General features: G+C 39.5%; 12 protein-coding genes. All 12 read right to left on the bottom strand.

The window, feature by feature from the left end; genetic code table 11:
- Positions 1-80: 80 nt before the first annotated feature.
- Positions 81-2,873 carry an isoleucine--tRNA ligase gene (gene ileS / locus IGI79_RS04185; RefSeq protein ID WP_195273379.1) on the bottom strand — a complete coding sequence of 931 codons (2,793 nt, stop codon included), beginning with the start codon at positions 2,871-2,873 and terminating at the stop codon, positions 81-83.
- 245 nt (positions 2,874-3,118) lie between these two features.
- Positions 3,119-3,826 (bottom strand): DivIVA domain-containing protein, encoded by a 708-nt coding sequence (locus IGI79_RS04180; RefSeq protein WP_019722916.1) that lies wholly within the window; start codon positions 3,824-3,826, stop codon positions 3,119-3,121.
- Between the two features lie 20 nt (positions 3,827-3,846).
- The gene (locus IGI79_RS04175) at positions 3,847-4,629 is read right to left on the bottom strand and encodes an RNA-binding protein (protein WP_065095675.1); all 783 of its coding nucleotides are present in this window, start codon (positions 4,627-4,629) and stop codon (positions 3,847-3,849) included.
- 35 nt (positions 4,630-4,664) lie between these two features.
- Entirely contained in the window at positions 4,665-4,934 is a 270-nt protein-coding gene (locus IGI79_RS04170) for a YggT family protein (protein WP_019723315.1), read from the bottom strand.
- A gap of 30 nt (positions 4,935-4,964) precedes the next feature.
- Positions 4,965-5,564: a cell division protein SepF gene (locus IGI79_RS04165; RefSeq protein WP_065095674.1), complete on the bottom strand. Its 600-nt coding sequence runs from the start codon at positions 5,562-5,564 to the stop codon at positions 4,965-4,967.
- Positions 5,564-6,250, bottom strand: coding sequence for a YggS family pyridoxal phosphate-dependent enzyme (locus tag IGI79_RS04160; protein ID WP_019723317.1), 687 nt, complete (start codon positions 6,248-6,250; stop codon positions 5,564-5,566). Before IGI79_RS04160 ends, IGI79_RS04165 begins: the two co-directional genes overlap by 1 nt.
- 15 nt (positions 6,251-6,265) lie before the next feature.
- Positions 6,266-7,513, bottom strand: coding sequence for a cell division protein FtsZ (gene ftsZ / locus IGI79_RS04155; RefSeq protein ID WP_104775502.1), 1,248 nt, complete (start codon positions 7,511-7,513; stop codon positions 6,266-6,268).
- Between the two features lie 21 nt (positions 7,514-7,534).
- Entirely contained in the window at positions 7,535-8,863 is a 1,329-nt protein-coding gene (gene ftsA / locus IGI79_RS04150; RefSeq protein WP_019723318.1) for a cell division protein FtsA, read from the bottom strand.
- Between the two features lie 154 nt (positions 8,864-9,017).
- Positions 9,018-10,193: a cell division protein FtsQ/DivIB gene (locus IGI79_RS04145; RefSeq protein ID WP_065095672.1), complete on the bottom strand. Its 1,176-nt coding sequence runs from the start codon at positions 10,191-10,193 to the stop codon at positions 9,018-9,020.
- 14 nt (positions 10,194-10,207) lie between these two features.
- Positions 10,208-11,296, bottom strand: a complete 1,089-nt coding sequence (gene murG, locus IGI79_RS04140; protein ID WP_065095671.1) for an undecaprenyldiphospho-muramoylpentapeptide beta-N-acetylglucosaminyltransferase — start codon at positions 11,294-11,296, stop codon at positions 10,208-10,210.
- Positions 11,297-11,314: 18 nt separating this feature from the next.
- Positions 11,315-12,685, bottom strand: coding sequence for a UDP-N-acetylmuramoyl-L-alanine--D-glutamate ligase (gene murD / locus IGI79_RS04135; protein WP_065095670.1), 1,371 nt, complete (start codon positions 12,683-12,685; stop codon positions 11,315-11,317).
- A gap of 12 nt (positions 12,686-12,697) precedes the next feature.
- Positions 12,698-13,660, bottom strand: coding sequence for a phospho-N-acetylmuramoyl-pentapeptide-transferase (gene mraY / locus IGI79_RS04130; RefSeq protein WP_066026042.1), 963 nt, complete (start codon positions 13,658-13,660; stop codon positions 12,698-12,700).
- Positions 13,661-13,668: the final 8 nt, after the last annotated feature.

The following is a 13,668-nucleotide window of genomic DNA, read 5'->3' as shown; positions in this document are numbered from 1 at the left end:
TTGTTATTCGCTTAAAAATACTTTTTTATATATCAAAAACAACCAAACACAAAATGTGTTTGGTTGTTTTTTGCTTACTTTTATTCAAAACCTTCTGCGACTGCTTCTGGGTAGAACGCTTCAACAAGCTGTGCACAACGTCCGCATAAGTGTGGTAATTTTTCATCAGTTCCAACATCTTTACGGATTTGACGGCAACGATCACATGTTTCACCTTCTGCTTTTTCGACTAAAATCGCTACATCATCAAAGACTAAAGCATTCTCAGGCGCTTCAGTGTTTTCTGGCATAATCGTAAAGTAGTCTGGTGAGACGATCAATAATTGAGGAATGTCAGCAGCAACTGCTGTCAATAATTGATTCACCTGTTGATTCGGATAGATCGTTAATTTTGCTTCTAATGATTTTCCGATCAATTTACTATTTCTTGCTTCTTCTAGTGCTTTTAAGACTTTATCACGGAAATCCATGAAGGCTGCCCATGTATCTAACAACTCATCTTGGTTAGCATATTCAACATATCCTGGTAGCTCACTTAATTGAACATAAGCTTCTTCTTCTTTTAAGAATGACCAGATTTCCTCTGTTGTATGAGGAATGATCGGTGTCAATAATTTCGTTAATGAAACAGCCGTTTCATAAAAAACAGTTTGCATACAACGACGTTGATGATCATTTTCTGCTTCAATATAGACCACGTCTTTCGCAAAATCCAGATAGAAAGAAGAAAGATCCACTGTCAAGAAGTTCATCACCGTGCGATAGATTTGCATAAAGTTATACTTATCATATCCTTCTTCACGGATTTCTTTGATGACTTGATTCAAACGAACTGTCATATATTTATCAACTGAACGACGATCTTCATACGCTACTGCATCTTTCTTAGGATCAAAATCATCCGTATTTGCTAATAAGAATCGCATCGTATTTCTGATTTTCCGATAAACTTCAGCAACCTGACCTAAAATATCCATTGATACACGAACATCTGCTTCGTAGTCCACACTAGATACCCATAGACGGAGGATATCCGCACCAAATTGTTTGATCACTTTATCTGGAACGATCGTATTGCCTAATGATTTACTCATTTTTCGACCTTCACCATCTAATGTGAAGCCTTGTGATAAAACTGATTTGTATGGCGCAACGCCATTGATTGCGACACTTGTTGTAATACTTGAATTGAACCAACCACGGTATTGGTCAGAACCTTCAAGGTACATATCCGCCGGGAAAGATAACTCAGGACGTTGACGTAAAACAGCTTCATGAGAAGAACCTGAATCAAACCAGACATCCATGATATCTGTCTCCTTCGTAAATTCGCCATTTGGTGATCCTGGATGCGTAAAGCCTTCTGGTAGTAAGTCCTTCGCTTCTTTTTCAAACCAAATGATTGAGCCATGTGCCGCAAATAATTCAGCGACATGTTCAATCGTCTCAGGTGTAATGATTGCTTCACCATTTTCAGCATAAAAGATTGGTAGCGGAACGCCCCAAGCACGTTGACGTGAGATGACCCAATCGCCGCGATCACGTACCATATTGTAAAGACGTGTTTTTCCCCATGGAATGATCCAATCAACTTTTTCCACTTCATCAAGGATGTTTTGGCGGAAATCATTGATTGAAGCAAACCATTGTGGTGTTGCACGATAGATGACAGGTTTTTTAGTACGCCAGTCATGTGGGTAACTATGGGTGAAGAAATCTAATTTCAGCAAAGCACCTTTTTCTTGTAATAGATCCGTGATCATTGGATTGGCTTTGTCATAAAAGATCCCTTCAAATCCAGGTGCTTCATCAGTAAATACACCTTTAGAATCAACTGGCGAAACCACAGGTAATTTGTAACGATTTCCAGCAATATAGTCATCTTCCCCGTGCCCAGGTGCAGTGTGGACTAATCCAGTACCTGCATCCAAGGTCACGTGATCGCCTAAGATCACTAAAGATTCACGATCATAGAATGGATGTGTCGCTGTCATGTATTCCATCTCTTGTCCTGCAAATTCTTTTAAGACTGTGACTGTTTCCCAGCCAATTGCCTGTTGCACCGTTTCCATCAAATCTTTGGCAACGACAAATTTGCGACCATCAGCTTCTACTAAGACATACGTAAATGTTGGATTTACAGCAATCCCTTGGTTAGCTGGTAATGTCCATGGTGTCGTTGTCCAAATAACGAAAGCAGTATCTTCATCCAAAAGGTCTTTGCCATCTTTCACAGTGAAAGCGACATAGATTGAAGGAGATTTGACATCTTTATATTCAATTTCAGCTTCAGCTAATGAAGATTCACTAGATGGTGACCAGTAAATTGGTTTTAATCCTTTGTAGATATACCCTTTTTCAGCCATTTTACCAAACACACGGATCTGTGCAGCTTCATAGGAAGGATCTAAAGTGACATAAGGATTTTCCCAATCACCAGCAACGCCTAAACGCTTAAAGTCTTCCCGTTGTTTGTCTACTTGTGAAAGGGCGTATTCACGACATTTTTCCAAGTATTCAGCCATCGTCATTTCTTTTCTTTTGATCCCTTTGTTCGTCAGCACTTGCTCAATCGGCAAGCCATGCGTATCCCAACCGGGAACGTACGGCGCACGAAAACCAGACATTGATTTTGAACGGATGATGATATCTTTACTGATTTTGTTTAAAGAATGCCCTAAATGGATATTTCCGTTTGCATACGGGGGGCCGTCATGAAGAATAAAGCTCGGTTTGCCTTCATTCAACGCTTGTCTTTGTTGATAGATTTGATTTTCTTCCCATTCTTTTTGCCACTCACCTTCACGGTTCGGCAAATTCCCACGCATAGGAAAACTTGTTTTTCCTAATTGCAAGGTTTCTTTCATTTTCATATAAACACTCCTTAGCTTTAGTTTACAGAACGCAAAAAAGGCATGTTCATCCTAGGGACGAACATGCCGTGGTACCACCCAAATTTAGTTACGATCGTAACTCTCAAAGACCGATAACGAGGTTAACCGCTATTTCTTACTATCGTTCAGAAATAAAACAAGTAGAGGATCTTTCACTTTGCAGGGTCTTACCAATCTTACACTGTCATTGGCTCGCTTTAAGAATGTCAAAATGCTTTTCTGTTCTACTCTTCTTCGTATTCTCCAGGAATGATCGAAAGATCGATTGCTTGCGTATCAAAAGCAGTCACTGGAGACTCGTATACTCCTGTTTCAGAGTGTACATCACTTTCAATTTCATTGTCAAGCTGTTTTGCCAAAACTTCTTTGATTACTTCATGGCTGTCCGTTACATAACTAGAGAATGGTTGTAAGATCTCATCCCATTCTGGACTTTTCACTTGTTCAAGTTGTGATTCTAACATCAAGCTGATTCGTTGATGGAATACACGTGTTTTCTTCTTCAAATCTTCTGTTTCTGTAGCTAGTTGTCTTGCTTTTTCAGTTGCGTCTGTCAAAATACGACGTGCTTTTTCTTCTGCATCCGTTGTTAATTGATGTGCGCGTTTTTCAGCGTTTGCTACCATTTCGTCTGCTTTATTTTGCGCAGAAGTCACGATCACTTCTGATTCTTTACTTGCGCTTGTTTTTACTTTGTCGGCTGTATCTTGTGCCACGATAATCGATTGATTCAACGCATCTTTCAGTTCATTGAAGTATTCAAGTTTTTCTTCTGAATGCTTCACTGCTTTTTCTAACTCACGATTTCTTTGTGTTACTTCTTCGTAATCACGAACAACTAAATCTAAGAAATCATCTACTTCGTCTTGATTATATCCCCGCATTTTTGTTGGGAATGTTTTATTTTGAATATCTAATGGAGTTAAAGCCATGAGTAAACCACCTTCTTGTTTTATTTACGTAATACACCAAACAACACCCTGCACTTGTCTTTCTTTGTTTTCCCCTCAAGGTCTTGGATTTGTATTCTACCATATCCTCTGATCGAAACAATATCTAATAACTCAAGCAAAAAATCCGGTTTCGTATTTTCTGTCCAATTCACTTTTACTTTCCCCGATTCGATCAGTTGCTTTGAACGCTGTCTTGAAATATTATAAATTTCCGAAATCACACTATCCAGTCTAAGTGAACTGACCGTACCTCTTTCTTGAGTCCAGCTGTCTTTTGGCAAGATCATATCTGTGTAATTGATCTCCTCTAAGCGAACAGCCACTTTGCCAATTTTAGTCACTTGATTAACGACAAAATGATCGATTTCGTCTGCAATGAAAACTTGCCATCGGTCATCATCTGAAATAATATCACCGAAGTAAGAACGTTTGATCCCTGTGCCAACTAGTGTACCTAAAATCTTTCCATGACTCAAACTGGCAAATTTACTTGGGTAATGGATTTCATATAACGACATTTCAAAATCATCGTCAACTGGTTCATAGTAGTCTGGGAAAATCAAGCATCTTTTCCGTTCTGCTTGCTCATAGCCACCGTATAATTGAAAACGCAAGTCACTATTTTGACGAATCAAGGTCTCCAAGATGTAACATTGTCTTGGGTCAAGAAATTCTGTCAGATAAGGTGCATACTGACTCTGGACCTGTTCGATCCAATCTCCGACAGAGTCAATAAACGGACGTTCATCTACTCGGAAATGCTGATACACATTCGTATCCACTTGATTCCCTCCTATATATCCCTGGTTGTTCTACACTAAATAGCGAACGTAATCATCCATAAAACGATATGCTGCAATCCTTGGACAGCAAGATTTAAAATCACAATTGATGCTAAGATCGTAAAATCCATTGGTCCAAATCTTAAAGGCAAACGATCGAATAGGCTGATATATGGTTCACAAATCTTTGCTAATATACGTCCAAGGCTAGATTGATACCCTCCTGGAAACCAAGATAGTAACGCATAAACTACTAGGATCATGCTATAAAAGTATGCAGCACGTGAAATTAAATTAAGTAACATAAAAAGAATATAAATGTTTGCTCCTCCTCTTTACAGATCAAACATACTTCCATCTGCGAAAGATTGAGCCGTTGAACTATCGATTTCCAGACCAGCTGGTGTGCAAAGGAAAATCTCATCACCTACTCGTTTGATATCGCCGTCTAACGCATAGACTGTCCCTGTTAGGAAATCCACGATACGTCGAGCCTGCTTTTCTTCTACTAACCGAAAGTTGACTAATGTTGCTTCTCCCGCAATGATCCTTTTAGCAATCGTCATTGCTTCAGAGTAGGCACGAGGTTCCATCACTGTGATTTTTCCTGCTAACTGTGTGTTAGGTTGAACAGATGGTCTCGTTTGTCGTTGGTCTTTTTGCGTATTTTTTGTAGAAGTTTGATGTAATTCGATGACTTTTTTTGTTTCGTTCGTCGGCGCATTCTCACGACCAACCGGACGAGATGTCGTCGTTGGGCGTTGTTTTTTTTCAATCGGCTGTGAAACAGCTGGAGAATGTTGTTGATACTGTGTGTTTGATTTAGTTGGCTGCTTAGCAACCTGTTGTTGTTCAGGATAATCTTCGTATTCGTACTCTTCTTCATCAGCTAATCCGAAAAAATTAGCAATTGCTCCCCTGTTTAAAAGTGGCATTATTCTTCCTCCTCGTCTTTGAATAGCGCTGTTCCTACACGGATAAATGTAGCTCCTTCTTCAATTGCAAGTTGAAAATCTTGGCTCATCCCCATGCTCAGTTCGGTACATGGTGCATGTGTGTATTGTTTTGATTGGGCAAGATCACGCAATTCTCTCAGCGTTTCAAACACTTTACGAATTTGTTCAGCAGAAGCGTCCTTCGGTGCCATAGTCATAAGTCCCACTACCTGTATATTTGGATAGGCTGCTAAAGATTCTAAGAAAGGTAGAAGCTCCGCTGGTGAGATACCGTGTTTCGATACTTCACCAGACACATTGACTTCCACAAAACAAGCTAGCTGTTTTTCTAATCTTTTTTGGATTTCTTCTGCTAATTTCAAACTGTCTAACGCATGAAAGTAATCAATTTCATTTACAATCAATTTTACCTTTCTGCGTTGTAAATTACCAATTAAATGCCACTTCACTTCAGAATATTTAAGCAAATCTTGTTTTTTTTGCAACAATTTATCGACACGATTTTCTGCACAATGTGTGACTCCAGCATTGATTAATTCTTCAGCTTGGAGTGATTCTACAGATTTTGTAACAGCTACTAATGTCACTTCTTTCGGGTCACGATGAACAAGAGCACACGAATCCTGAATGTCTTGCTTGATATTCTGCAAGTTGTCAGCAATCATGTGCTCTTCCTCCTTTTATTTTTTACGACGGAAAAACGGCGGTGTATTCAATTCGTCGTCACCTTTTGTTTTTGTTTCTTCACGATTGAATGTATCAAATTCTTTTTTCTCAATAGTTTCGTAATTAGACTCATCCACTTTTGGACGAACATTTTGTTCGCGACGGATGTCCCAATCACCAAAACTGCTTTCATCTTCAGCAGTAATTGGTTTTGCTTGGTCCATGTCTAATCGATTGCTTTGAGCAGAAGATTGCGTTTTAGTTGACGTTTGTCTAGCTGGACGACTAGACTTCCGTTCCTTTTTTGTTTCATCAATACCTGTAGCAATGACCGTTACACGGATTTCATCGCCCATTTCTTCATTGATCGATGTACCTAAGATGATATTTACATCGCCAGTTGCTGCATTTGCTACGATATCTGAAGCATCTTGTGCTTCGAATAACGTCATATCCAAGCCACCAGTGATGTTCAATAGGACTTGTTCTGCCCCATCGATCGATGTTTCTAATAATGGAGAAGAGATTGCTTTCTTCGTTGCTTCGATCACGCGTTCTTCACCGCTTGCTACTCCGATACCCATCAAAGCAGTACCTTGGTTTGCCATCACTGTTTTCACATCAGCAAAATCCAAGTTTACGTAACCTGGTGCAGTGATTAGATCAGAGATACCTTGCACACCTTGTCGTAAGACATTATCTGCCTCGCGGAATGCTTCAAGCATTGGTGTCTTTTTGTCAACGACTTCAAGAAGTCGGTTGTTTGAGATGATCAATAATGTATCTACGTTTTCTTTCAAACGTGCGATACCTTCCGCAGCAAAACGGCCACGTTTTGGTCCTTCAAATGTAAATGGACGAGTGACAACACCTACTGTTAATGCGCCTAATTCTCTAGCGATTCCAGCAACGATCGGTGCAGCACCAGTACCAGTTCCACCACCCATACCAGCAGTGATGAAGATCATGTCTGCGCCTTCTAATGCTTCACGTAAAGATTGTTCACTCTCTTCAGCTGCTTTTTGGCCAACTTCTGGTTGTGAACCTGCTCCTAAACCACGTGTGTATTTAGGGCCTAATTGGATCACTGTTTCAGCTTTTGAATTTTTTAATGCTTGAACGTCTGTGTTGGCAGTGATAAATTCAACACCTTTAACGTTTTCTTCAATCATACGGTTTACAGCGTTTCCGCCTCCACCACCGACGCCGATTACTTTGATGACTGCGCCGTCATTGATGTTATTATCAATTGAGAATTCCATGTTTTTTTCCTCCCACGATGATTAATCAAATATATTGGTAAAAAATCCTTTGATTTTACTTGTTACGTTTTCGCCAGAATTTTTTTCTTCTGGTTCTTCGTTATACGTTGTTTCTTCTGCCACATCGTATTGTTCATAAGATGTGTGAGCTTCCGGCTCATTGGTTGTATAATGAACAGGTGCTGATTCCCCCATAACAGCGATTTTAGCTAATTGGTATACTTCACTTAAATTCGCCGAGTAATCAACAATACTGATCACGTTTGTAAATACTGGATTTCTTAGACCCATTTGATTTGGTACATAAAGCTTCACATTTACGCCAAATATTTCCTGTGCCAAATCAACGACACCTGGAAGGCTAGCTGCCCCACCAGTTAATACGATACCACCAGGCAGCTCTAACGCTTCGATTTGATCTAACGCTTCTTTTGCTTTATTGAAGATTTGTTCCATTCGAGCAGAGATCACTTCTGATAGGTAATGTTCATCGACTCGAACAGGTTCTGTTTGGCCGATCACATCTACCGGAAATTCTTCTTGCTCTGAGGTACGTTCTGGATATGCATCCCCGTAATTTATTTTTAATGCTTCTGCATTGTTGAAGGAAGTATTTAAAACAATGGAGATATCTTTTGTGACAAATTCGCCACCTTCTTGATCTAGGCTCGTGAATTTCAACTGTTTGTCATGCATGACAGCTGTTGTTGTTTGTCCGCCACCCATATCGATAACGATTGTACCAAAATCTTTTTCTCCATCCGAAAGAATTGATTCAGTCAACGCTAAAGGTGTGATCACTAATTCATTGACGATCAATCCCGCATTTTCAACACATTTACGAATGTTATGAATGATTGTTTTTGGTCCAGTAAATAATAGACCATACATTTCTAATCTGACACCGATCATCCCACGAGGATCTTTGATGCCTTCGAATCCATCTACCGTAAAGTCCTGTGGTAAAATTGACACGATTTGACGTTCAGGAGGTATTGAACGAACCAGTGCAGCTGAAGCCACATTGCGGACATCTTCATCGGTGATTTCTTTTGAATCTCCGTTTACTGCAATCATCCCTTGGCAGTTTTCTACTTCAAGCATGTTTGCTGGTAGACCCACGCTTACACTTTTGATTTGAATGCCGGCTTTTTCTTCTGCTTGACGCACTGCTCGCTGTATCGCTTGTACTGTTTTATCGATATCAACGATGATGCCTCGGTTAATCCCTTCTGATTTTGCGTTCCCTACTCCAATAATATTCATTTGGCTGTCGATATATTCAGCCACGACAACTTTGACAGATGTCGTTCCAATATCAAGGCCTACGTACATTCCTGTTTTTGCCATGAATGGGATTCCCTCCTACTTAACTATTCCATATACATGCGAACCAATAACGTCCGTTTTAAAAATATACTTTATAGATATATTCACTGTTTCCAATTTTACCATAAATTACCAGTTTTTAGAAAGTAGATTATCACATTTTACAGTGGTTTTCTTAATTTTCATCTAAACTTGACGAAGATGGGGTCGTATTTTCATTCGTTGGATTCATTTCGTCTTGATTCTCACTTATTTGAGGCTCATCAACGCCTGTTTCTGGAGTAGAAGTTTGATCCGCAGTTTGCGGACTTTCATCTGTACTTTCTTCTGATCCATCTTCTTGCGCTTCTTCGCTATTATTTGAGTAAGGGTAAGAAAAAATCCCTACTTCCATGTCGATCACACCATTTTCTTCCATTTCGCTAGCTACTTGCGCATAAAAATTCATTTGCGTTGCTAAGTTAGTAATATTGACGATCACTTGGTTCCCATCGTTCATATTCAGCTGGATCAAATTTTGATTCGTATTACGCGGCGTATATTTGATTTCCGAAATGGCTTTTTGTAACTCTGGAGATAATTTATTATATTCTTTTGCTAAATCTTTGATTTTTGTTGAGTCAGTAAATCCTTCTAGGATCGGCAAATTTTTTGTTGGACTTTCAACTATTTCATCCAACACTGTTCCATCTTCGATCACAGGGCTATATTTTCCGTCCGTTAAAATCAAAGCAATCTCTTTATATTCAGTGACAGACAGATCAAATGTATTGACACTACTAAAACCGATCGTAGCAGATTTTATTCGAGGCTGCTCTTTTTTCAAATGATCGATGTAACTTTGGCGCTGCCAATACTGTCCCCAAATATGCTGATTCAATGCCAATTGCGTATCCTTCAATATTTCTTCTTTCGAAACAACTTCATTTCCGGAAATAGAAACGCCTTCTAATTTGCTCAACGGGGAAACGTAATAAATCAAAAATAACAAAGGAATCAAAAGAATGGAAATGATTAAACTCAGCCTTTTGTATAAAACTTTGTTTCGATAATTTTTTAAATTAGGCAAGCGATCGATAAACGAACCATTATACGGTCCCCCGTCTTTCTTATGTTCGATTTCTTCATAGTCTAATAAATCATCTTCTTCAACAAGCAGTTCTTCTTTTTTAGGAGGTGTAGGTTCTTTTTGTCCCTCTTTATGCTCGCTTTTTTCACTTGTTTCTGTCTGATGATCTGTGTGTTCTTTATGTTCTTCTAAGTATTTTCGGTTGGCCATTTGCCAAGGCGTCAGCGAGTTTTCATCGTTTGACTTCTCAGGCATTTTTTTTGTTTCTTTTTTCTTACTCATCTATGACCACCACCTTATTCTATGATTAACGATTTTGCTAGTTGATACAAGCGCTCAGACGCATCCGGAATACCTAATGTTTTAGAGGCAGTTGACATGTTTTGTTGCAGTGATTCATCTGTCATGATCTCATTTATCGCGGCACCCAACGAATCACCATCCAACTCTCCATCCGCAATCATCTTAGCCGCCCCAACTCGAACGAGACTCATCGCGTTTTTTGTTTGATGATCGTTTGTCACATAGGGACTCGGGATAAGGATCGCAGGTAACCCTAAGGCAGTCAATTCAGCAATCGATGTTGCTCCTGCTCGACCAACTAACAAATCACTTGCCGCCATCACTTCAGCCATATCATTGATATAAGGTTGGATGCTGATGTTTGCTTTCGTTTCTCCAAGTGTTTCCTTGATGCTTTGATAATAGCGATCACCTGATGCGTAGAGGATCTGATAGTCAGTAGCAGTAAACGTGCCTAAATAAGAAGTAACGGCTTGATTGATTTTTAATGCCCCTTGGCTCCCGCCAAAAATCAAAACTGTTTTCTTCTCAGGATCAAGATCAAATTTTTTTAGAATATCTGTTTTCATCGTATCTGCAACTTCTTGTGCTCGCGGGTTACCGATTAAAACTGATTTTTCCTCCGGGAAAAAAGTTGCTGCATCTTTAAAAGAAAGCGCGATTCGATCCACATAACGACTTAGAAATTTATTTGTCATCCCCGGCACACTATTTTGTTCATGGATGATTGTCGGAATCCCTAACTTAGCAGAAGCATACACAACTGCCCCAGAAACATACCCACCGGTTCCGATCACGATATCTGGTTGAAATTCTTTTAGTATTTTTTTCGCTTGATGGATACTTTTTAAGAATAATTGGATCGTTTTGACATTAGCTAGTGAAAACTTTCGCTGAAATCCTTGGATCTCTAAGGTATGAAAAGGAATCCCAGTGGTTGGAACGATTTTGTTTTCCAAACCACGTTTTGCACCTACATACATAAACTCGGCGTTCGGCTCTTGTGTTTTCACATAATTGACGAAGGCTAGCGCGGGATAGATATGTCCACCGGTTCCTCCACCTGTTACCAAAATTTTCATAGTTATTATCGCTCGTTTCTACTTTTCTATTTTCAATTTTCTAACGGCTTCCATAAAGCGATCACCACGGATCTCAAAATTAGGATATTGATCCCAACTTGCATTGGCTGGTGATAATAAAACCACCTCTCCTGGCTCGCTATTTTCTAAAGCTACAGGAACCGCAGCTTCCACAGACTCTGCTGTGCAGATCGTTGGTATGCCCGCTTTTTCACCAGCATCCTTCAATTTCTCTTTGGTTTCACCAAAAGTGATCAATCCCTTCACACCTTCAAGTGATGGAATGAGTTCATCAAAGCTATTGCCCCGATCAAGTCCACCGGCGATCAGAATCAATTTTTCTGGTTGAAATCCGCTTAATGCCATCTTGGTCGCTAAGATATTTGTGGCTTTCGAATCATTGTAAAATTTACGTCCTTGGACCTCACCGACATATTGTGTACGATGTGGTACGCCATGAAAATGACTCAATGTTTCTTTAATTTCTTCATTTGAGATATTGTATTGTTTTGCAACAGTAATAGCTGCTAACGCATTTTCGACATTGTGTGCCCCTGGAACACCTATTTCTGAGATCTCCATGACTTTTTCTTTGTCGTAATAAATAACTCCTTCAAAAGAATAAGCACCTGTCTCTAAGACTTGATCTGTCGCAAAAGGTAACACTTTCGCTTTTGTTTTTTTACTTAGTTCCTGTAATTCTTTCTGATTCCAATTCAGTACAAGATAATCCTCTGACGTCATGTTTTTTTGCAAATGCCATTTAGCTTTGACGTAGGCTGGACGAGAGCCATGATAGTCGATATGTGCTTCATAGATATTCGTGATCACTGCAATGTGGGGACGAAGATCAGTAATCCCCATCAATTGAAAACTTGAAAGTTCCATAACAATCTTGTCTTCCGGATTAGCTTCTTGTGCCACACTACTTGCAGGGAAGCCAATATTACCAGCTAAACGAGTGATACCTGCTGATTTCCCCGCATTCAACAATAACCCAGTCATTGTTGTTGTCGTCGTTTTTCCGTTGGTGCCTGTTATGCCGATAATTGGGCATTCCGCTACTTCGTAAGCCAGTTCAACTTCCGTAATTACCGGAATACCCATTTCTTGAGCTTTTGCAACTAATGGATGTGTGTAAGGAATACCTGGATTTTTGACCAGCATTGAAAATTTTTCATCTAATAATTCAATTGGGTGACTACCAGTCACTACTTTGATCCCTAAAGAAAGCAATTCTTGTGCTTCAGGATTTTCATCAAACGGTTTTCCGTCATTAACGGTGACAAGTGCGCCCAGTTCATGTAATAACTTGGCCGCACTGAATCCACTTTTTGCTAATCCTAATACAAGGACTTTTTTATTTTCATAAGTTGTTATTTTTTTCATTCTCGTCATCTCCTACCATACGATCCACAATGTGATTAATGAAGTAATTACACTTGTTATCCAAAAGACAGTATCTATCTTCCATTCAGACCAACCACTCATCTCGAAATGATGATGGATCGGTGACATTTTAAAGATTCTTTTACCAGTCAATTTGAAAGAAGATACTTGTAACATCACGCTAGCTGTTTCGATGACATACATCAGACCGATCAATAGTAATGTCCATTCCTGATTGAGCATGATCGAGATTGCTGCTAACAATCCTCCTAATGCTAAGGAACCGACATCCCCCATGAATATTTTGGCAGGCTTGCGATTATAGACGAAAAATCCTAGTAAACCACCTAAAACACTCAAGCAGATAATTAAGACATCATACTGCTGTTGGTGCCAAGCGATAACTGCGTAGGTCAAAAAAGAAATACTTCCTAATCCAGCTACTAAGCCATCAATACCATCTGTTAAGTTAACAGCATTGGAAAAGCCAACTAACCAGAAAATCGCGAATAATCCGTACAACCAACTTAATGGAAGATCAATTCCAAAAAAATTCAGTGTTCCAGGGTATCCTTCACCACGATAAACGAGATAAAAGATGATTCCCCCAACAATTTGGCCAATCAATTTTTGCTTTGAGTTCAATCCCATATTTCTTTTCTTGAAGATTTTGATGAAATCATCTAAAAAACCAATTGCTCCATATAGGGCAAGTACAAAAAGTAGGATGAAAAGAGTAGGCGTCAACTGTTGTTGCCAAGCGCCTACCCAGATACCAGTCAAGAGCGCACTGACTAAAAACACCAATCCCCCCATCGTTGGAGTTCCGGCTTTTACATTATGCCATTTAGGTCCTTCCTCACGAATGGCTTGGCCTTGTTTTTTCATTTGAAAATAACCAATAAATAACGGCATTGTTGCAATCGTCATTGCACAACTACTCGCAATGGGAATTAATGTTTGTGTCAAATCCATGCTCTCTT

Origin of the sequence: Enterococcus sp. AZ084 (assembly GCF_051714905.1) — a bacterium.
Classification (GTDB): Bacteria; Bacillota; Bacilli; order Lactobacillales; family Enterococcaceae; genus Enterococcus_B; species Enterococcus_B pernyi.
Note: the sequence above shows the minus strand (reverse complement) of the source record. Positions and strands in the feature narration are given on the sequence as shown.